Origin of the sequence: Streptococcus cuniculi (assembly GCF_001921845.1) — a bacterium.
GTDB classification, from domain to species: domain Bacteria; phylum Bacillota; class Bacilli; order Lactobacillales; family Streptococcaceae; genus Streptococcus; species Streptococcus cuniculi.
This window is the reverse complement of record NZ_MSJM01000004.1, coordinates 183,334-203,596: the sequence shown is the minus strand read 5'-3', so window position 1 is coordinate 203,596 and position 20,263 is coordinate 183,334. Positions and strand designations below refer to the sequence as shown.

The 20,263-nt window shown below is 42.8% G+C and carries 18 protein-coding genes; 16 read left to right on the top strand and 2 right to left on the bottom strand.

Features of this window, described 5'->3' with window-relative positions; all coding sequences use genetic code 11:
• Nucleotides 1-2: 2 nt before the first annotated feature.
• From BU202_RS05700 to serB, 6 genes are all read left to right on the top strand, one after another.
• The gene (locus tag BU202_RS05700) at nucleotides 3-245 is read left to right on the top strand and encodes a type B 50S ribosomal protein L31 (protein WP_067091298.1); all 243 of its coding nucleotides are present in this window, start codon (nucleotides 3-5) and stop codon (nucleotides 243-245) included.
• A 332-nt stretch (nucleotides 246-577) separates the two neighbouring features.
• Nucleotides 578-1,804: an FtsW/RodA/SpoVE family cell cycle protein gene (locus BU202_RS05695; protein ID WP_075104826.1), complete on the top strand. Its 1,227-nt coding sequence runs from the start codon at nucleotides 578-580 to the stop codon at nucleotides 1,802-1,804.
• A 7-nt stretch (nucleotides 1,805-1,811) separates the two neighbouring features.
• Entirely contained in the window at nucleotides 1,812-2,348 is a 537-nt protein-coding gene (locus tag BU202_RS05690; protein WP_075104825.1) for a DJ-1 family glyoxalase III, read from the top strand.
• Nucleotides 2,349-2,552: 204 nt separating this feature from the next.
• The gene (gene gyrB / locus BU202_RS05685; RefSeq protein ID WP_075104894.1) at nucleotides 2,553-4,505 is read left to right on the top strand and encodes a DNA topoisomerase (ATP-hydrolyzing) subunit B; all 1,953 of its coding nucleotides are present in this window, start codon (nucleotides 2,553-2,555) and stop codon (nucleotides 4,503-4,505) included.
• 88 nt (nucleotides 4,506-4,593) lie between these two features.
• Nucleotides 4,594-6,318: a septation ring formation regulator EzrA gene (ezrA, locus tag BU202_RS05680; protein ID WP_075104824.1), complete on the top strand. Its 1,725-nt coding sequence runs from the start codon at nucleotides 4,594-4,596 to the stop codon at nucleotides 6,316-6,318.
• A gap of 50 nt (nucleotides 6,319-6,368) precedes the next feature.
• Nucleotides 6,369-7,013: a phosphoserine phosphatase SerB gene (serB, locus tag BU202_RS05675; protein WP_075104823.1), complete on the top strand. Its 645-nt coding sequence runs from the start codon at nucleotides 6,369-6,371 to the stop codon at nucleotides 7,011-7,013.
• 250 nt (nucleotides 7,014-7,263) lie between these two features.
• On the opposite strand, the gene BU202_RS05670 is transcribed toward serB, so the two are convergent.
• Nucleotides 7,264-7,710, bottom strand: a complete 447-nt coding sequence (locus tag BU202_RS05670; RefSeq protein ID WP_075104822.1) for a DUF1694 domain-containing protein — start codon at nucleotides 7,708-7,710, stop codon at nucleotides 7,264-7,266.
• A 115-nt stretch (nucleotides 7,711-7,825) separates the two neighbouring features.
• Between BU202_RS05670 and BU202_RS05665 the strand changes: the two genes are divergently transcribed.
• From BU202_RS05665 to BU202_RS05640, 6 genes are all read left to right on the top strand, one after another.
• Nucleotides 7,826-8,836: a YeiH family protein gene (locus BU202_RS05665; RefSeq protein ID WP_075104821.1), complete on the top strand. Its 1,011-nt coding sequence runs from the start codon at nucleotides 7,826-7,828 to the stop codon at nucleotides 8,834-8,836.
• A gap of 124 nt (nucleotides 8,837-8,960) precedes the next feature.
• Nucleotides 8,961-10,268: a surface-displayed alpha-enolase gene (gene eno, locus BU202_RS05660; protein ID WP_067085729.1), complete on the top strand. Its 1,308-nt coding sequence runs from the start codon at nucleotides 8,961-8,963 to the stop codon at nucleotides 10,266-10,268.
• A gap of 140 nt (nucleotides 10,269-10,408) precedes the next feature.
• Nucleotides 10,409-10,630: a type II toxin-antitoxin system RelB family antitoxin gene (gene relB / locus BU202_RS05655; protein WP_012515410.1), complete on the top strand. Its 222-nt coding sequence runs from the start codon at nucleotides 10,409-10,411 to the stop codon at nucleotides 10,628-10,630.
• Nucleotide 10,631: 1 nt separating this feature from the next.
• Nucleotides 10,632-10,892, top strand: a complete 261-nt coding sequence (locus BU202_RS05650) for a type II toxin-antitoxin system RelE family toxin (protein ID WP_075104820.1) — start codon at nucleotides 10,632-10,634, stop codon at nucleotides 10,890-10,892.
• 156 nt (nucleotides 10,893-11,048) lie between these two features.
• On the top strand, nucleotides 11,049-11,258 hold the full coding sequence (locus tag BU202_RS05645; protein WP_208604248.1) for a hypothetical protein: 210 nt from the start codon (nucleotides 11,049-11,051) through the stop codon (nucleotides 11,256-11,258).
• A 558-nt stretch (nucleotides 11,259-11,816) separates the two neighbouring features.
• Nucleotides 11,817-13,643, top strand: coding sequence for a heavy metal translocating P-type ATPase (locus tag BU202_RS05640; protein ID WP_075104818.1), 1,827 nt, complete (start codon nucleotides 11,817-11,819; stop codon nucleotides 13,641-13,643).
• Nucleotides 13,644-14,306: 663 nt separating this feature from the next.
• On the opposite strand, the gene BU202_RS05635 is transcribed toward BU202_RS05640, so the two are convergent.
• Nucleotides 14,307-15,035 (bottom strand): MurR/RpiR family transcriptional regulator, encoded by a 729-nt coding sequence (locus tag BU202_RS05635; RefSeq protein WP_075104817.1) that lies wholly within the window; start codon nucleotides 15,033-15,035, stop codon nucleotides 14,307-14,309.
• Nucleotides 15,036-15,188: 153 nt separating this feature from the next.
• On the opposite strand from BU202_RS05635, the gene BU202_RS05630 reads away from it, so the two are divergent.
• The 4 genes from BU202_RS05630 (at nucleotide 15,189) to BU202_RS05615 (ending at nucleotide 20,257) form a co-directional block, all read left to right on the top strand.
• Nucleotides 15,189-15,989, top strand: coding sequence for a carbohydrate deacetylase (locus BU202_RS05630; protein ID WP_075104816.1), 801 nt, complete (start codon nucleotides 15,189-15,191; stop codon nucleotides 15,987-15,989).
• A gap of 4 nt (nucleotides 15,990-15,993) precedes the next feature.
• Nucleotides 15,994-17,553 carry a PTS transporter subunit EIIC gene (locus BU202_RS05625; RefSeq protein ID WP_075104893.1) on the top strand — a complete coding sequence of 520 codons (1,560 nt, stop codon included), beginning with the start codon at nucleotides 15,994-15,996 and terminating at the stop codon, nucleotides 17,551-17,553.
• A gap of 28 nt (nucleotides 17,554-17,581) precedes the next feature.
• Nucleotides 17,582-18,907, top strand: coding sequence for a family 4 glycosyl hydrolase (locus tag BU202_RS05620; RefSeq protein WP_075104815.1), 1,326 nt, complete (start codon nucleotides 17,582-17,584; stop codon nucleotides 18,905-18,907).
• Nucleotides 18,908-19,657: 750 nt separating this feature from the next.
• A complete protein-coding gene (locus tag BU202_RS05615; protein ID WP_075104814.1) occupies nucleotides 19,658-20,257 on the top strand; it encodes a recombinase family protein in 600 nt (199 codons plus the stop codon).
• Nucleotides 20,258-20,263: the final 6 nt, after the last annotated feature.

Below are 20,263 nucleotides of genomic sequence, written 5' to 3'. Positions count from 1 at the left end.
AAATGAAAAAAGATATCCATCCAGAATATCGTACTGTTGTCTTCATGGACACAACTACTGGTTACAAGTTCCTTAGCGGTTCTACAAAGAACTCTAAAGAAACAATCGAATTTGAAGGTGAAACCTACCCATTGATTCGTGTGGAAATTTCATCAGACTCACACCCATTCTACACTGGACGTCAAAAGTTCACCCAAGCAGATGGACGTGTGGATCGTTTCAACAAAAAATACGGTCTCAAATAAAAAAACAGCCCAGTGGGCTGTTTTTTCACGAGCCGAGAAATACGCAAGCGAGTTCCAGCCCAGTGGGCTGTTTTTTCACGAGCCGAGAAATACACAAGCGAGTTACAGCCCAGCGGGCTGTTTTTTCACGAGCCGGGAAATACACAAGCGAGTTCCAGCCCAGCGGGCTGTTTTTTGATAACCCAAGCAATCAGAGCGTGTAAACAGCCTACAATCTGGTCCCATTACCCCATGCTCTCAAAATATTCCATCGCTTCATCTTCCTAGTTCAAAATTTTCCCATTTTCTGCTATACTGGAAAAGTGAATTGATTGAAAGTATGAGGACGAAAAATGAAGAAGACTCCGTCTCTGGAGAGCCGTGTTGACTATGCCTTAATTTTACCCGTGTTGTTTTTGCTCTTAATTGGAATTGCTGCGGTTTATATTGCTGTTAGTCAGGATTATCCAAACAATATTACCTCCATTGTCGGTCAGCAGTTGATTTGGATTCTCTTGGGGATTGGCCTAGCCTTTCTGGTCATGCTCTTTAGTACCAAATTCTTATGGACAGTAACACCGATGTTATACGCTTTAGGCCTCGGCTTAATGGTCCTGCCCTTGTTTTTTTATAGTCCAGCACTGGTCGCATCAACTGGGGCCAAGAACTGGGTGACCATTCGTGGTGTGACCCTCTTTCAGCCCTCGGAGTTTATGAAAATCTCCTACATCGTTATGATGGCCCGCAGTATTGTTAGCTTTCAGAAAAAGCATCCTGTAAAGAGTATTCAAAAAGATTTTCAGCTGATTGGCTATTTGACCCTGTGGACTATTCCCGTCTTGCTGCTCTTATATTTTCAAAAAGATTTGGGAACCTCTCTCGTCTTTCTGGCTATTTTTAGTGGGATGGTCTTACTATCTGGCGTTTCTTGGAAAATTTTGCTGCCGACCTTTATTGCAGCAGTTGTCTTGGTAGGAGGTTTCTTGCTCCTTTTCATCGCACCGGGTGGGACAACCTTTTTGCACAATATAGGGATGGATACCTACAAGATTAACCGTATCGCGGCTTGGCTGGATCCCTTTAAAAATGCTAAATCAACAACTTACCAGCAGGCACAAAGTTTGATAGCCATCGGAAGCGGTGGTCTCACAGGTCTCGGTTTTAACAAAACCAATCTCCTCGTTCCCGTTCGGGAGAGTGATATGATTTTTACTGTCATTGGAGAAGACTTTGGATTTATCGGTGGCGTGACCCTGATTGGACTGTATACCCTGTTGATTTATCGCATGTTGCGGATTACCCTGCAATCGAACAATCGTTTTTATACGTATATCTCGACAGGTTATATCATGATGCTACTCTTTCATGTCTTTGAAAATATCGGAGCAGCCATTGGTGTCCTTCCTCTGACAGGGATTCCTCTACCATTTATTTCCCAAGGTGGGTCGTCCATTATTTCCAATCTTATCGGCGTTGGCTTGATGCTATCCATGAGTTATCAATATACCTTGTCCAACGAACAGCGTCACAATAAGTCGCGGGCATATAAAAAAATCACGATTAAACGTGTAGAAAGATAGGTGTCTTATGAAAAAAGTAGCAGTTATACTAGCAAATGGCTTTGAAGAAATTGAGGCTTTGACCCCAGTAGATGTTCTGCGTCGGGCGTCAATGGAGTGCGATATGGTAGGACTCACTAGTCTAGAAGTCGAGGGTTCTCATGGCATTAAAGTGCAGGCAGATAAGGTCTTTGACGGGGATTTATCAGCCTATGACATGGTTGTCTTGCCAGGCGGTATGCCAGGCTCTGTCAACTTGCGAGACCATACAGGTTTGATTGCAGCCTTACAAGCAGTTGCGGAGCAAGATAAGTATGTAGCGGCCATTTGTGCGGCGCCGATTGTATTGGAAAAAGCAGGGCTTCTAGCCGAGCGTCGGTATACTTGCTATCCTGGACAGGAAGCAGCTATACCTTCTGGACAGCATGTAGTAGAAACAGTTGTCGTAGATGGCAATATCGTAACCAGTCGCGGGGCAGGAACTGCTTTGGACTTTGCCTACCAATTGGTTGACCTCCTTGGTGGAGATGGCGCTAGCCTAGCAAAAGCCATGGTGTACCAGTAATAGTTGTTCAAGGAACTAAAAAAAGCGGGAGTGAAGAAAGTCTATTTCAGACAGTTCTTGCTCCTTTTTTTGTAGGAAAATTGTGAAAAATATGATATAATGAAGGGTACTCGTTTGGCGAATATGATTGCTTGTCAAACAGTAGAGATGCCTAAGATACATACCTTTGAAAAAGGCGATGTTACAGAAAATAAAGGAAGAAGAATGACAGAAGAAATCAATAACTTACAGGAAAAAGCACAAGAATACGATGCCAGTCAGATTCAGGTCTTAGAAGGTCTTGAAGCGGTGCGGTTGCGTCCGGGGATGTATATCGGATCAACCTCTAAAGAAGGATTGCATCACTTGGTCTGGGAAATCGTTGACAACTCGATTGACGAAGCCTTGGCTGGTTTTGCGACCCATATCGAACTCTATATCGAAGCAGATAATTCGATTACCGTCGTTGATAACGGCCGTGGAATCCCTGTGGATATTCAGGAAAAAACAGGCCGTCCAGCGGTTGAGACCGTCTTTACGGTTTTACATGCCGGCGGAAAATTCGGCGGTGGCGGCTACAAGGTGTCAGGTGGTTTGCACGGGGTAGGTTCGTCCGTCGTCAATGCCCTCTCAACGCAACTAGATGTGCGTGTTTACAAAAATGGCAACGTCTACTACCAAGAATACCGCAGAGGTGAAGTGGTGGCAGATCTTGAAATCATCGATCAGACCGACAAGACAGGGACAACTGTTCATTTCACACCAGACCCAGAAATTTTTACCGAAACAACAGAATTTGATTTTGCCAAACTCAACAAGCGTGTTCAGGAACTGGCTTTCTTGAACCGTGGCTTGCATTTATCCATCACTGATAAGCGTGAGGGACTAGAGCAAAGCAAGGAATATCACTACGAAGGTGGGATTGCTTCCTACGTGGAATACCTCAACGAAAACAAGGATGTCATCTTTGAAACACCAATCTATACAGACGGTGAAATGGATGATATTACCGTTGAAGTGGCCATGCAGTATACGACAAGCTACCATGAAAATGTGGTCAGCTTTGCCAATAATATCCATACCCACGAGGGGGGAACGCATGAGCAAGGTTTCCGTACAGCCTTGACCCGGGTTATCAATGATTATGCCAAGAAAAATAAGATTCTCAAGGAAAACGAAGACAATCTGACAGGTGAAGATGTCCGCGAAGGCTTGACGGCTGTCATTTCCGTAAAACACCCCGGACCGCAATTTGAAGGGCAAACCAAGACGAAGTTGGGAAATAGCGAAGTGGTCAAGATTACCAACCGACTCTTCTCAGAAGCCTTCTCAGAATTCCTATTAGAGAATCCGCAAATTGCCCGCCGTATCGTGGAAAAAGGAATCTTAGCAAGCAAGGCTCGGATTGCAGCCAAGAGAGCACGGGAAGTGACCCGTAAAAAATCAGGACTAGAAATTTCCAATCTACCTGGGAAACTAGCCGACTGTTCCTCAAACGATCCAGCTCAAACAGAACTCTTTATCGTAGAGGGAGATTCAGCGGGGGGATCAGCAAAATCAGGACGCAACCGTGAGTTTCAAGCAATCTTGCCCATCCGTGGGAAAATCCTCAACGTTGAAAAAGCGACCATGGATAAGATTCTTGCCAATGAGGAGATTCGTAGTCTCTTCACGGCTATGGGAACGGGCTTTGGAGCTGAATTTGATGTAACCAAGGCGCGCTACCAAAAGCTGGTCATCATGACCGATGCCGATGTCGATGGTGCCCATATCAGAACCTTGCTCTTAACGCTCTTTTACCGCTATATGCGCCCGATTGTGGAAGCGGGTTATGTCTATATTGCCCAACCACCGATTTATGGTGTAAAAGTGGGAAGCGATGTGAAAGAGTACATCCAACCGGGTGTTAATCAAGAGCAGGAATTACAGGAAGCGCTTGAGCGCCATAGCCAAGGACGTTCTAAGCCAACCATTCAGCGGTACAAGGGGCTTGGAGAAATGGATGATCACCAGTTATGGGAAACCACGATGAATCCAGAAAACCGCTTGATGGCACGTGTGTCTGTTGATGATGCAGCAGAAGCAGATAAAATTTTTGATATGCTCATGGGAGATAAGGTAGAACCTCGTCGCGAATTTATCGAAGAAAACGCAGTTTATTCGACCCTCGATGTTTGATTTTCGAAAAAACAAGTGCATATCGCCAAAAAGTATGATATAATAAAGCGATATTTTCCAGTACAAATTATTATCTAAGGAGATTTACATGTCTAGAGGAACAATCATTTTAATCGTTGCGATTGTTGTTATCTTAATTATTGCTTATATTGCCTGCCTTATCGCCCGTAAACGAAATGATAATTTATTAATTGCATTAGAAGACCGAAAAGAAGATTTATTTAATTTGCCTGTCAATGATGAAGTGGAGGCGGTTAAGAGCCTGCATTTGATTGGCCAAAGTCAGGTATCTTTCCGGGAGTGGAATCAGAAATGGGTTGACTTATCTCTCAATTCTTTTGCGGATATTGAAAACCATATCTTTGAAGCCGAAGCCTTCAATAATTCTTTCCGATTTGTCCGTGCTAAGAATGCGATTGACAGCATTGAAAGCCAAATCGACTTGATTGAAGAAGATATTACAGCTATCCGTCAAGGATTAAAAGACTTAAAGGAACAAGAAGAAAGAAATTCGGGTCGTGTCAAACATGCCTTAGATCTCTTTGATAGCTTGCAAGAATCTGTCCGTGAAAAGGCAGAGCAATACGGAGAAACTTTGCCAGAATTGGAAAAACAACTCAAAAATATCGAAGTTGAATTTTCTGAATTTGTGATGCTTAACTCATCTGGTGACCCGATTGAAGCCGCAGGCATCTTGGATAAGACAGAAGAGCATATGATTGCCCTCAATCAAATCATGGATCGCATTCCTGCCTTGATTGAAAAGGTTAACAAGTCCTTGCCAGATCAATTGGAAGACTTGGAAGCTGGTTACCGCAAATTAGTCGAAGAAGGTTACCTATTTACAGAAGGAAACGTTGAGTCTCGTTTCCAAGAAATTCGAGTAGCCATTCGTGAAACAACTGCCCTCATCGTCTCATTTGATTTGGATGCGGCTGAGGCAGAAATTGGAGAAATCCAAGCCAAGATTGATTACCTATACCAAATCTTTACTCGTGAAATCGAAGCTCACAAGGGAGCTGTTAAGATTGGTAAGAATCTCCCGAAATTCCTCGAACACGTTGTGCATAACACAGGTATCTTGACAGAAGAAGCAGAACGCCTCACTCATTCCTACATTTTGGTGGAAAGCAAGCTGTCTCGTATTTCAAAACTCGCTACAAAACTGGCCTCAATGGAAACCGTTGTGCATGATAGTGTTGCTGAATTGGAAACACCACAAGTTGCCTATTCTATTCTTGAGGAGCGTTTAGAGCATGCTCTTACAACCCTCAAACAAATGGAGGAAGAGCAGCTTGTACTAGCGGATTATTTGAAATCCCAAGAAGCATCTGAGACCAATGCGCGTAAGAAAGCAACTCTCTATATCAATCAGTTGCATACCTTGAAACGCTACATGGAAAAACGTAGTTTACCAGGTATTCCAGAAGATTTCCTATCTGTCTTCTTCAGAACCAGTGGCCATGTGGAAGCCTTGTTGGCGGAGTTGGATTACAAACGAATCAATATTGAAATCGTCAATCGTTTGTTGGAAAATGCAACATTTGACATGAATGAATTGGAAGAAGTAGCCTATACCATTGTTCAAAATGCAGCTCTAACAGAGCAGCTACTTCAATACTCAAACCGCTACCGTTCATCAAATGCTTCGATTCAGCAGGCCTTTACTCGCGCATTAGCGATTTTTGAGAAGGACTACGATTATCAAGCGGCTTTCGAAGAAATTTCATTTGCCTTAGAAGCTGTTGAACCAGGAGTGACGGAGCGTTTTGTACGTTCCTACGAAAAGACGAGAGAAACCATTCGTTACTAAACATAAAAAGCCCTCGGGCTTTTTGTTTTATACAAATAAGGAGAAGAAAAATGACAGTAAAAGGCTTATTAGTCATGGATGTGGACAGCACCTTGATTTTAGAAGAGGGCATTGATTTGTTGGGAGAAGAAGCGGGTGTCGGAGAGCAGGTGGCTGCGATTACCGAGCGGGCCATGCGGGGAGAGCTTGATTTTAAAGAGGCATTGGCTGCACGAGTCGCCCTCTTGAAAGGTCTGCCCTTGAGCGTTTTTGACCGCATTTTGAACAAGATCCATTTCACACCAGGGGCTGAAAAGCTAGTAGCAGAATTGCATAGACGAGGCTACAAGGTGGCCGTGGTATCTGGTGGTTTTCATGAGACAGTCGATGTACTTGCAGAAAGGCTAGGGATTGACTATGTCAAAGCCAATCGTTTGGAAGTGGAGGAGGGCATTCTCACAGGACGTGTGCTGGGCGATATTGTCACCAAAGATACTAAAAAAGCCTACTTGGAAAAGTGGGCGCGCGAAAATGGTGTAGAGATGGCGCAGACCATTGCCGTAGGAGATGGGGCAAATGATTTGCCGATGATTCAGACAGCAGGCCTTGGAATCGCCTTTTGCGCCAAACCCATTGTCCAAGAACAAGCTCCGTATCGCATCAATGAAAGAAATCTGTTAAAAGTCCTTGAATTATTGGATAGGGGCTGCAAATAGATATAAAAATAGGGGAGTGGGACAGAAATCGATAACTCGTAGAGTTTGATTATCCTCACTCCTTTATTTCTAGGTTCGGGCTAAAATAATCCACTGGATTATTTTACTCCCCCCCCCGCAAGGTTGACGTGGCTTGTAGAATATTGATTTATCAATGTTTTACAAGCCCGACAACTACTGCGTCAAGCTGCTCAAATTATAAAAATAAGGAGGTTGGGTACTTTTGTCCCACTCCCTATTCTTTTACCCATTAACCAAATAATTTCTTCCAAAATGAGGACTTTTTCTCTGTTTTAGCAGGAGTGGGGTGGAGGATTGCTGCGAATTGAGTAGTCAGTTCCGGGTTTTCAATCTGGCTCGGACAATCCGTATGGATAACAAGTCCAAAAATAGCAGCGCAGTCTTCTGCGACAATGGTGGCTTCGCATCCTAATTCTTGAGCCGTTTTCAGATAGAAAATCTGTTTTTGACTGTCGATAAAGGGCGAAATTTTGACCAAGACGGGCTTGTAGTCCTGAGTGATTCGTTGCAAGATTTCCTTGAAATGGCTTGCCAGATTCTGTGCGTTTGCCTCCTCAATGCTGCACAAACCAATCACCCGTTCTTCAAAGGTGTTTAAAAATTTGCGCTGCTCGTCGGGATTGAGTTTCAATCCGCCAGCAGCCTGTTGAATAATAATGTCGTTGATATCTTTCATACTTCCAGTATACCATAAAAGAGGGCGTTGGAAAATAAGGGGATGTTCCCCTTGATCCAGTAAAAGAGAGAAAACTATGGTACAATAAGGTCAAGTATGACAAAGGAGGTACGAAATGAAGATACGAATGCGAGAGATTTTACCAGGTTTTATCCTATCCTTTTTGGTAGCTCTTGTGGCAAAAGGGTTGGCAGTCTTTTTTCCGAGCATCGGTGCGGCTAGTTTAGCGATTTGTATCGGGATTGTTTTGGGAAATACGGTTTGCAGAAGCAAGCGCTTGGAAAAGGGAACCAAGTTTTCAGAAAGTAAATTGCTGGAGTTTTCAGTGGCGCTACTGGGGCTGACGGTCACCTTTCAGACCATCGGGGATTTAGGTCTTTCAGGCTTGATGTACATTATCCTCATGATGACCAGTATCATTCTCTTTACCTATTTTTTAGGGCGAAAATTAGGCTTTAAAGACGAAATGTCCCTCATGATTGCTGGGGGAAATGCGGTCTGTGGCTCGTCGGCTATCGGAGCCATTGCGCCCGCCATCAAGGCAGATAGTAAGGATAAGGGGCAGGCTATTGTCCTCATTAACCTCTTAGGGACCATTCTGATGTTTGTACTGCCCTTGATTGGGGTGCAGGTTTTGGATTTTTCAGATTTGGCTAATAGTGCTCTGACAGGTGGTATCTTGCAGTCTGTAGGGCAAGTAGTGGCATCTGCCAGTCTCATCAATGCAACCGTGACCCAGTATGCAACCTTGTTTAAGATTACACGCATCCTCTTTTTGGTAGTCGTGGTCTTTGCCTTTGAACGCTTAATGGCGAAAAAGAATCAGGAAACTTCTGCCGAAAATACGTCTGCTAAATCGATTTTTGCCAGCATTCCTTGGTATATCCTCGCTTTTCTGATTCTTTGTTGTGTAAACAGCAGCCTACCACTACCCAGCTTTTTCAGTGCCGGATCAAAATGGTTTAGCACTTGGTTTGAAATTACAGCCCTTGCGGCCATTGGCCTACGATTAGACTTTAAGAAATTTTTGCAAGAAGGACCCAAATTCTTGATATACATGGGTTTGATTGGCCTTGTGCAAATTGTATTAGCACTGATTTTGATTTTTATTTTAAGAATTGGATAGAAGTGGCAAGACGGAAACGTTATCATTGCAATATATGTGAAATTTATGAGTTTTTCCTTGAAAAAAATGCGATTTTAAGGTAACATGGTTTAGTAAATAAAATTAACTCAAAGGAGAGTAAAAAATGTCAATTATTACTGATGTTTACGCTCGCGAAGTCCTAGACTCACGCGGTAACCCAACACTTGAAGTAGAAGTTTACACTGAATCAGGCGCATTCGGTCGTGGTATGGTTCCTTCAGGAGCTTCTACTGGTGAGCACGAAGCAGTTGAGCTTCGTGATGGAGATAAATCTCGTTACCTTGGTCTTGGTACACAAAAAGCTGTTGATAACGTAAACAACGTTATTGCAGATGCTATCATCGGTTACGATGTACGCGACCAACAAGCTATCGACCGTGCAATGATTGCTCTTGACGGTACTCCAAACAAAGGTAAATTGGGTGCGAACGCAATCCTTGGTGTGTCTATCGCTGTAGCACGTGCTGCTGCTGACTACCTTGAAATCCCACTTTACAGCTACCTTGGTGGATTCAATACAAAAGTTCTTCCAACACCAATGATGAACATCGTTAACGGTGGTTCTCACTCAGATGCGCCAATCGCTTTCCAAGAATTCATGATTTTGCCAGTTGGTGCGCCAACTTTCAAAGAAGGTCTTCGTTGGGGTGCTGAAGTATTCCACGCTTTGAAGAAAATCCTTAAAGCTCGTGGTTTGGTAACAGCTGTTGGTGACGAAGGTGGATTCGCTCCTAAATTTGAAGGAACTGAAGACGGTGTTGAAACAATCATCGAAGCAATCGAAGCAGCTGGTTACGAAGCTGGCGAAAACGGAATCATGATTGGTTTCGACTGTGCATCATCAGAGTTCTACGACAAAGAGCGTAAAGTATACGACTACACTAAATTTGAAGGTGAAGGAGCTGCTGTGCGTACTTCTGCAGAGCAAATCGATTACCTTGAAGAATTGGTAAACAAATACCCAATCATCACTATCGAAGACGGTATGGATGAAAATGACTGGGATGGATGGAAAGCTCTTACTGAACGTCTTGGTAAACGTGTTCAATTGGTTGGTGACGACTTCTTCGTTACAAACACTGACTACCTAGCACGCGGTATCAAAGAAGGAGCTGCAAACTCAATCCTTATCAAAGTAAACCAAATCGGTACACTTACTGAAACATTTGAAGCGATTGAAATGGCGAAAGAAGCTGGTTACACTGCGGTTGTATCACACCGTTCAGGTGAAACTGAAGATTCTACAATCGCTGACATCGCGGTTGCAACAAACGCTGGTCAAATCAAGACAGGTTCATTGTCACGTACTGACCGTATTGCGAAATACAACCAATTGCTTCGTATCGAAGACCAACTTGGTGAAGTTGCAGTTTACAAAGGGTTGAACTCTTTCTACAACTTGAAAAAATAATCTCTTTATGAGATGAGGGCTGAAAAGCCTTGATATGAAGCACTTTGGGGTCTCATCCCAAGGTGCTTTTTGCTGTTGTAAGAATTGACAACACCTTAAAATGTGTTACAATGTGACACAAAAAAACGAGGTAAATAATCATGAGTACAGTTACTATCAGATTAAATCAGGAAGAAGAAATATTTTTTAAAAGCTATGCTCAATTAACAGGGCAAAGTCTTTCTAGTCTTTTTAAAAAAGCTTTAGAGCGTGATATTGAAGATGAATATGACTTAAAAATCTATCACCAAGCCTATGCAGAATATAAAGCAGACCCAGAGACAATTAGCCATGCTGATTTTAAGAAAGAGCTAGGCTTGTAATATGTACCATATAGAATATTCAAAAAAGGCTCAAAAGCAGATTAAGAAACTAGATAAGCAGATACAGCGCTTGTTATTTGCCTGGATTGATAAGCACTTAAAGGGGACAGACAACCCACGCACCAACGATAAAGGTTTAACAGAGAACCATGCTAACGAATGGCGCTATCGTATTGGTGATTATAGACTTATTTGTGATATTCAAGATGACAAGATGGTTGTTTTAGCGCTTGAGTTTGGGCATCGTAAGGATATTTATTAAATATAAAAATAGCACCCGTTAAGGTGCTATTTTCTTGCCTGCTGAACTCATAAATATGAATAATCAAGAAGCATTGTACCACAATAGAAGTGGGTTGATGAATGTGTCCAGATAATGGAAAGAGTGGATAGTATGATGGAACAAGAGGTGATGATATTGAATGAAGCTGATCTACATGCGATTGAATTAGCTGACGCAGATTATTTATTGAATAAAGGAGCGTCGTTTTACCGTGAAGGAAACTACACGCTTGCCATTGAATATTATCGATTGGCGGCATTACTGGGACAAGATCAAGCTCTTGCGAATTTTGGCTATTACCACCTATATAGACGAGCTGTACTGCAAATCTATTCCTTGCAATGATGTACTTTAAGAGGACTGCTAGAAGTGGCAACATAGATGCGACGTATAAGTTAGGGAATTTGTATAGTACGGATAAGTGGGGAATCTAAAGTCATTGCTGTTTCCATTTCTTATTATCAGCGTGCAGTTCATCATTTAATCGGAGATAACTGGAGCGATCTTAGCTGGTATGATAGTTTGCAGGATTACCCTGGTCTATGTTTCGCCTTGGGTCGAGAATTTTTTCAAGGGGAACACCTACCGTTCGATTTGGCTCTGGCTTATTAATTTTTAAAATAAGCAGAAATAGGCAATGCAGGCAAGTTAGCAAATGGCAATGAGCAGTATTATAAAAAGGCTAAAAATTCTTGACACCCCTACCCCAGTGTGCTATACTAGATGTGTAAAATAAATAGCATATGAACAAGCAGTAAATTTCTTTACGTAGCCGGGTCTACAAGTGTGTAGACAGCAGAATGATTGAGCATCTAAAGCTGAGCATATCTGTGAGACAGTACAAACTGTCCACAGGTATGCTCTTTTTTCTGTTTTTCATATCAAACAAAAGGAGGAGCAGCAATGAAAGCTATTGTCAAAACGCAAAGAGGAATCTTTTTTCTTCTAGGAAGTATCAGTCTAGGAGTTGGACTAGTGCTGGAAGGATTGGAGCAGGGCTGGTCTGTCGGTTTTTTCTGCCTGGCTATTGTCTTCTTGGGTGGTCCTATCAGTCAAGATGTCATCAAAGAGATGCTGGAGACAGGGGATTTTCAAGTGGATTTGTTGATGATCTTATCTGCACTTGGAGCAGTCTCTATCGGTTATGTTAGTGAGGCAGCAATCTTGCTCTTTATCTTTGCGGCATCTGAAGTGTTGGAAGACTATGTGTACAGGAAGTCCATGAAAACAATGGAAACCTTGATGACACAAGTTCCTCAACAAGCAAGTGTCCTGATGGAGGATGGCCAAGTGGAGCTACGAGCGATTGATAATATTTGCATTGGGGACATTCTCGTGGTAGCAAAGGGAGAACAAATAGCCCTTGATGGGCAAGCCCAAGAGCCAATGCAAGTAGATGAAAGTCTTTTGACAGGTGAAAGTCTTCCAGTCACAAAAGAAAGTGGAGACACAGTCTTTGCAGGAACGATGAATGTGGGCGATACGGCTAGTTATCGGGTTGTCAAAGATAGTAGTGACAGTCGGTATGCGCAGATTGTCTCGCTGATTCAAACAGCGAGCACCAGCCAAAGTAAGCGTGATGAGCGGATTCATCAACTCCAAAAGAAGTATGTGATACTGGTCTTAGTGGGGGTTCTTGTCTTTATTTTGGGTTTGATGTATGGGCAAGGGCAGTCTTTTGTTGAGGCTTTCTATCGTGGGATGATTTTATTGACGGTTGCGAGTCCCTGTGCCTTGATTGCGTCCATTACGCCTGCTATGTTGAGTGCGATGAGCTTTAGCGCTAAGCAGGGAATATTGATTAAAAATGGTCAGGCCTTGGAGAATATGATGCACTTATCGGTGCTCTGTACGGATAAAACAGGGACCGTCACAACAGGAGAATTTCGGATCAATGACTACCAGTTAGACAATCCGGAGCTTTTGCCGCTGCTGTTATACATGGAAAGTAGGTCCTCTCATCCCTTAGCAACCTCTATCTTGAGTTATTTTAAGGATGTGGCCTATGGAGCATTAGCAGAGACCCAGCCTGTCAAGGAATGCGTAGGCCACGGGATACAGATGGGAGATGTGCTGATTGGAAATCAGCAGTTTGTCCAATCGTGTGTCGATCCACATCATTATTTGGATAAAAAGAGTTATGGAACCTTATTGTTTGTGGCTCAAGCCGGACGAATCGTAGGCTATATTGAACTGGTGGACACTATCCGTGATGAGGCAGAAGGCTTAATCGCTTCTTTGAAAGAAGCAGGGGTAGGCGTCGTCATGTTGACAGGAGATAGGGCGGAGACAGCGCAATTTGTTGCAGATAAATTGCAGATTGAGACCGTTCATGCCCAGTGTCTCCCAGAGGATAAGGTGGCTTACCTACAGCAGTATGCAAGGCAAGACAAAGTGGTTGGCATGATTGGTGATGGCTTAAATGATGCTCCAATTTTGGCCCATGCAGCGGTTGGGATTGCTATGGGTGGTGGTACAGATGTGGCTCTTGAGATGAGCGATGTCATCATCATTCATAACAGCTTGACCAAGGTAGGCTTACTCTATCAATTGAGTCGCAAATACGGCCGCATCACTCGTTGGAATATCGCTTTTTCGATTTCTGTTATTCTTGTTTTAATCCTGTTGAATGTGATGGGAATCCTGGACCTGACCGAGGGGGTATTTTTCCATGAAATGTCGACCATCCTCGTCATCTTAAATGGTTTGAGGCTTCTTAAAGGAACTTAAGCTAGAACTTGACTATTGCTATGCTCCAAAGGCTAAAAAGGGTTAGACTTTGCATCCAGTCTTGGAACGTAGACTAACCCAAGATCTATTTAAACAAGTTATAGTCTTTTGAATGAACGTTGATACACCGTCACTTTCGACTTGCCGTACTCATAGTCAATGAACATCAAGAGCAGACTAGGCGACGCCGATGCAGATAGAGCTGAAGTTCATCCAATCAAGTCAACAAGGTCTGCTTTTGATGTTCGAAGAGTATCAAGTACTGTCCGCGCCTTACGTTCCTCGTCTGAAAGTTCATTCATTTGACTATAAAAAGCCCTGCTAACTTGCCATTTCTATTTTTTGATTTTCGCGAGCGGAGCGAGCCTCATCAGATACTTTTCGCTGTGGTAAAAGTAGGGAGTGGGATAAAAATCCTTTACCTCCTTACGTTTCATAGGTTTAACAGGTTGACGTAGTGGTTGATTGATATCTTTGTTCGCTTTCAAGCTCCAAAGATAATCTAATCAACTGTGCGGGGGTGGGAGTAAAATAATCCAGTGGATTATTTTAGCCCGAACCTAGAAATAAAGGAGTGAGGCTAATCGAACTCTTACGAGTTACCGATTTCTGTTCCACTCCCTCTCTTATTTTTATAGGATGATATCTGCTGGCCCTTCGTATTTAGTCAGTTTTGTTTAGTGTCCTGTCGATGATGTGCTCGAGGAGATTGATGCTGTTGCCGAAGAAGAGATTGAGGTGGCTATTTTCAAAATCGCGGTGGGAGTGGCCATTTTGGACGATAAAGGAAAGGTCAGCAGCCTTGGTGTAGCTACTATTTTCAGTCGCTGTAAAGGCGACGACTTGACCACCGAACTCCTTGCATTCGCGAATTTTTTGTAGTCCGTTTTTATTTTCGCCCGAGTGAGAAAAGATGAGCAGGGTATAGGGGGTGCGGTCAGAGATATGGCTAATCTCCACACCGTTTAAATCGATTGGAAAAATCTTTTGCAGGAGTAATTTTCGGTAGAGGTAGTCGACAATAAATTGGCAGAAACCTTCTCCATATAGGTAGATTTTCCCGCTTTCAAAGGCTGCCTGAAAGAAGCTGTCGAGCTCTGTGACATCGGCATTAAAAATAGAATAGGGATAGGAATCGCTGCTTTCTGCACTACCTCGCTCCAGCGATGTTTTTAATTGGAAGATAAATTCCTTGTAGTTGGAGCAGGCAGAGCGTTTGACCAGTCGGGTGATGGAGGAGGCAGAGATGTAGTTTTTTTCAGCGACTTTCCGAATGTCTAAATCGTCGTTGTTTCGAATCATATTCAGAATGGTTTCGATAATCTCTTTATCTTCTTTTAGAAAATGATTGTTGGGAAAGTATTTGTTGAGATAGTAGATTTTGGCGTGCATATCGTTCCCTTTCTGAAAATGTTTTCGTATTTTTAAAATAAAATCAAGTCAGCTGTCAGATATTGAAAACGCTAACCTTGAGTATTATACTATATTTGTAACAAAAATTCAAAGCTGCGAATAAGTTTACTAGAAGGGATATTGTGATGAATAATGAAAAAAGTAATCATCAATGCAGATGATTTTGGATATTCTTCAGGTGTCAATCGAGGGATTCTAGAATCGTTTAAAAATGGTCTATTGACTTCCACCACCTTGATGGCCAATATGCCAGGTGCCAGTGAAGCAATAGAATTAGCAAAGGCCTATCCAGCTTTAGGCGTTGGTTGCCACCTTGTGTTGACATGTGGGTGTCCATTGACGAAGGGTCAGACGATTGCCTCAGATGGTCGGTTTTACAATTTACAGACCTATCAGGAGAAGCGTTCGACTATGGATGAGGAGGAGATTTTTGAGGAATGGTGCACCCAGATAGACTTCTTGCTGGATCAGGGGATGACCCTGACGCATTTGGATAGTCACCATCATGTGCATACCTTTCCAGAAAACCTCGCCATTACCCAGAGAATTTCTGAACGATACCAGTTGCCATTTCGGAATGCCTACGGCTTAGAAGAGGCTCTCTCGCTGAACTATCAACTGGGGATTACAGGATTTTTAGACCTGATGAATTATCCAGCCATACGAGATATTACTCATTCGTTTGAAAACAGGAAAGACGAGTGCTTGAAAGAACTGCAAGCTGTGCTGGATCAACTCAAAGACCATGAAGTGACAGAACTGATGGTGCATCCCGCTTTTGTCGATGAGGAATTGTATTACCACTCCTCATTTAACATCGGGAGAATCAAGGAAGTCGCGATTTTGTGTGATGAAACGGTCAGCCAGATGTTTCAAGAAAATGGGATTCAGTTGTATCATTATGGCAATATAGGAGATATGGAGAAAGGATGACATGATGAAAGAGAAAATGATGAAGTCGGTAAATGTATTTTCAAAGGCGATTATCCAGCCTGTGATGTTTATGGCCGTGACAGGGATTATTCTATCTGTCTGTGCGATTTTCAAGCTGGAATTTATGCCGGTGGCCCTACAGTCGGTCGGTCAATACATTTTTAGTATCTTATCAGGAGGAATGATTGGCCAGTTGGGCGTAATTTTCTGTGTGGGAATTGCAACTGCCCTAGCCAAGCAAAAGTACAAGACAGATGCAGCAATCTTAGGAATTGTTTCCTACTTGATTTTCCTATATGCCAACAATGCTTGGCTGACCCTGACCAATCGCTTGGCAGAAGCAGGTGAGCAAGGCCTATACGGAACAGGTCAAGGGATGGTCTTTGGCATCCAAGTGACAGACATGGGGGTTTTTCTTGGGATTTTCCTCGGGGTCTTAGTCGGTTGGGCAGTCAATAAATGGGGTGAAATTAAGCTCCATAAGTACCTCTCGCCTTATGCAGGAACAAAGTCAGTTTATATGATTCTGGTCTTTCTTGTAACCATATTTGCCATGGTGATTACCTACATTTGGCCGATGGTCAATGCAGGTGTTGAAGCAGTAGTGAAAACGACCACCACAGCAGGTTCTATCGGGTTCTTCTTCTATGGTTTCTTGAACCGCTTGTTGCTTCCTGTGGGGCTCCACCACTTCTTGTGGATGCCATTGTTTTATACACCACTTGGTGGTACGGCAGACATTGCAGGGCAAACCTTCCACGGTGCCTACAATATCTGGTTGGCTGAATTGGGAAATGCAAATCAATTGACCAGCATGCACCCATCCATTGGTTACTTATCAAACTTTGGTTCTATTTCCCTACCGATCGGGATTGCCTTTGCCCTATGGAAAACAGCTCGCAGTGAAAACAAGAAGAAGGTAGCTGCCATCTTGATTCCAACAGTTGTGACAGCCTTTATGGCAGGGGTGACAGAGCCACTTGAATTTTTATTCCTCTTCTTATCGCCTATTCTTTGGGTAGCGCATGCAGTCGTTTATGGTTTAACCTTGCTTGTGACCAATCTTGTAGGAATCAGTGTGCAGTTTGATACAGGGATCAACATGATTATCAACAGTCTAGCCTTGCCAGTCCGTTTGGGTCATCAATACTGGATTCCAGTTGTCTTTGTCTTGTCGGCCTTGCTAGAGTATGTAGTCTTTAAATTCTTGATTGAAAAATTAAATATTCCAACCCTAGGTAGAGAGCGGGAATTGGTGGCAACACCAGTTGAGAGCGCCGTTGCAGAAAGCACTACAGGAGCTGCTGGTCAGCAAGCAGATGCCCAGACCTTAAACATTGTCCATGGTCTAGGTGGAGCAGGAAACATCATCAACATTATCAATTGTTACACACGCTTGAGAATCGATGTGGAAGATGAGTCCAAGGTGGACATCGCCTTTCTGAAAGAAGAAGTCCAATCTTCTGGTATCGTGGACAAGGGCAAACATATTCAAATTGTCATCGGGGTTGATGTGCAACAACAACGTGAAAAGATTGAACAATATTTGGCAACACTCAAATAGCCATTAGAAAAAAGGAGGTATGTATACTATGGGCTATAAGTTTGTAATGGTGGGTGGAGGTTCTACTCAATCTCCAGGTATCTTAGAAGTGCTACGGCAACGGGCAGAGGAATTGAACCTGTCAGAGCTTGTTTTATATGATAATGATAGCGAACGGGTCCGTCTACTGGGTCAGTATACGGAAATGTACTATCGTGAAACAGGCTCTAAGGTACAGGTATCATATACAACCGATATAGATGCAGCTTTTACAGGGGCAGATTTCCTCTTTATGCAAATTCGTCCGGGCTTGAACAAGCAACGCGCGATCGACGAAAAAATCTGTATTCAAAATGGTGTCATCGGGCAAGAAACCTGTGGTTTGGGAGGATTCTCCTTTGCCTTACGTGTCATCCCAGCGGTCCTCGATATTATTCGCAAGGTCAAGGAACTATGTCCAAATGCCTGGATTTTAAACTACACCAATCCAGAAGCGATTTTGTCGGAAGCGATTTATCGGGAGTTTCCAGAAGCGAGAGTCTTGTGTATCTGTGATATGCCGATTTCAATTGAAGGCGCCATCGCTAGTTATTTCAACAAGGAGTTGCGCGATCTCACCTTATCTTACTTTGGCTTGAATCACTTTGGCTGGTGGACCCATATCTATGATGAAAATGGGCAGGATTTGCTGCCACAGTTGCGGGAAGATGTTGTGTCAGGGAAAATTGATACCCTCTTGCAGTCCAACGAAGAGACGAAAGAAGACCAATACTGGATCAATACCTATCGCCAAATGGTCAGCCTCTTCAAACGCTTCCCCGACTATTTCCCAAATTGCTACCTCCAATACTATTTGACGTGTGATGAAGCGATGAAGCATGATTCGGTTGACTTTACACGAGGGGATTATGTGATGCAGGGCCGTGAAAAGCGGATTTATGAAGAATGCCGCCGTGTTATCCAAGCAGGAACAGCCAAGGACTCTTCTCTTCATGCAGGGGTTCATGGTAATTATATTGTGGACATTGCCTATGCGATTATTCACAATACCAGAGAGCGTTTTACGGTCAACAAGAAAAACCATGGAGCCATTTCCAATTTTGATCCAGAAGCGGTGGTGGAAGTGCCAGCCTATGTGGGCAGCATGGGCGCTGAAACCATCAATATTGGTGCGATTCCGACCTTCCAAAAAGGTTTGATGGAAATGCAGAAAGCCTATGAAAAATTAACAGTAGATGCTGCGTTGACAGGATCTTACCAAACAGCTCTTGAAGCTGTCATGCTCAATAAGACCATTCCAAACTATACAGTTGGGAAAAAGGTCTTAGATGAGTTATACGAAGCGAACCGCGCATACTGGCCAGAGTTACGCTAGTGAGATGCCCAGGGTTTGAGTAGAAAACAGAAGAGGGAGTGGGACAGAAATCGATAACTCGTAAGAGTTCGATTTCGTTGTCCCACCCCCGCAAGGTTGACGTGGCTTGTAGAATATTGATTTATCAATGTTTTACAAGCCCGACAACTACTGCGTCAAGCTACTCAAATTATAAAATTAAGGAGGTTGGGTACTTATATCCCAGCCTCTCTTTGCATGAGTAACTTGGCTCATCTGAGAAAAAATGCCGTCAGATGGGTAGAAATTTTTCCTTCTGTAGGATTTATAGTATGATAGAGGTGTTCCAATAGATGTACGCTAGGAAAGGGTATTCTTTTCCAATCAAACGTGAACCGTTTCTTTTTTGGATCATACATGACATTTTGATAAGGCACTATAGTCTCCTTGGTCGTTTCACCGCTCCTGGGAACTATAGAGCCTCATTTTGTTGGTGCAAGAAAGGATTCATTCGCGATAAGGAAGCACGCTCTTCCTCATCTTAGAGGAGTCATAGAAAGAAAGTGACTATCAACATGAGATGCTATCAGCAAGGGACAGTTGTGAAGCGTTAGTAATAGAGCGCAAATAGATGAACGAATAAGGTGACAGAACCAAACAAATCGTTTGTTATCCCACTTTAGTGGGTTATCGTTTTCCTGACTTTCTAATTGTATTGTAATCATAAAAACTTACTGTTTGACAATGGACTATTAGGTCTTGTTTCTTTGTATAAGAATAGGAGGTTATTTTATGAAATACGGGTACGTTAGAGTATCTACAAAAGAACAGAATATTGATAGACAGATGACAGTGATGTATCAGGAAGGAGTTCAGGATAGACAGATTTATATAGACCGTTCGTCTGGAAAAAACTTCCATAGGGTCGCTTACAGACGACTCCTAAAAAAACTTGAAAAAGGGGATGAATTGGTAATTAAATCCATAGATCGCTTAGGTAGAAATTATGATGAAATTATTGAACAATGGCGTTATTTAATTAAAGAAAAAGAAATTGATATTAAGGTATGTGACTTCGCATTATTGAATACAAAAACGACCGATGATACGAATGTGACGGGAAAATTTATCTCAGACTTAGTCCTGCAAATTCTTTCCTATGTGGCCCAGGTAGAAAGAGAAAATCTGCTACAACGCCAGAAAGAAGGGATTAAAGAAGCTAGGAAGAAAGGGGTTAAGTTCGGAAGACCTAGAAAAAGAAAACCCATCAATTTCGATGAAATATTTCAATTGTGGAATAGTAAGAAAATAACAGTGCAAGAAGCAGCCAAGCGATTAAATATTCCCAAAACAACTTGCTATAATTGGCTAAAAAAAGCAAAAAAAGAGTAAAAATTA

Coding starts and splice junctions, on each gene's coding strand:
- BU202_RS05700 (WP_067091298.1), top strand. CDS start 3: ATGAAAAAAGATATCCATCCAGAATATCGTACTGTTGTCTTCATGGAC.
- BU202_RS05695 (WP_075104826.1), top strand. CDS start 578: ATGAAGAAGACTCCGTCTCTGGAGAGCCGTGTTGACTATGCCTTAATT.
- BU202_RS05690 (WP_075104825.1), top strand. CDS start 1,812: ATGAAAAAAGTAGCAGTTATACTAGCAAATGGCTTTGAAGAAATTGAG.
- gyrB (WP_075104894.1), top strand. CDS start 2,553: ATGACAGAAGAAATCAATAACTTACAGGAAAAAGCACAAGAATACGAT.
- ezrA (WP_075104824.1), top strand. CDS start 4,594: ATGTCTAGAGGAACAATCATTTTAATCGTTGCGATTGTTGTTATCTTA.
- serB (WP_075104823.1), top strand. CDS start 6,369: ATGACAGTAAAAGGCTTATTAGTCATGGATGTGGACAGCACCTTGATT.
- BU202_RS05670 (WP_075104822.1), bottom strand. CDS start 7,710: ATGAAAGATATCAACGACATTATTATTCAACAGGCTGCTGGCGGATTG.
- BU202_RS05665 (WP_075104821.1), top strand. CDS start 7,826: ATGAAGATACGAATGCGAGAGATTTTACCAGGTTTTATCCTATCCTTT.
- eno (WP_067085729.1), top strand. CDS start 8,961: ATGTCAATTATTACTGATGTTTACGCTCGCGAAGTCCTAGACTCACGC.
- relB (WP_012515410.1), top strand. CDS start 10,409: ATGAGTACAGTTACTATCAGATTAAATCAGGAAGAAGAAATATTTTTT.
- BU202_RS05650 (WP_075104820.1), top strand. CDS start 10,632: ATGTACCATATAGAATATTCAAAAAAGGCTCAAAAGCAGATTAAGAAA.
- BU202_RS05640 (WP_075104818.1), top strand. CDS start 11,817: ATGAAAGCTATTGTCAAAACGCAAAGAGGAATCTTTTTTCTTCTAGGA.
- BU202_RS05635 (WP_075104817.1), bottom strand. CDS start 15,035: ATGCACGCCAAAATCTACTATCTCAACAAATACTTTCCCAACAATCAT.
- BU202_RS05630 (WP_075104816.1), top strand. CDS start 15,189: ATGAAAAAAGTAATCATCAATGCAGATGATTTTGGATATTCTTCAGGT.
- BU202_RS05625 (WP_075104893.1), top strand. CDS start 15,994: ATGAAAGAGAAAATGATGAAGTCGGTAAATGTATTTTCAAAGGCGATT.
- BU202_RS05620 (WP_075104815.1), top strand. CDS start 17,582: ATGGGCTATAAGTTTGTAATGGTGGGTGGAGGTTCTACTCAATCTCCA.
- BU202_RS05615 (WP_075104814.1), top strand. CDS start 19,658: ATGAAATACGGGTACGTTAGAGTATCTACAAAAGAACAGAATATTGAT.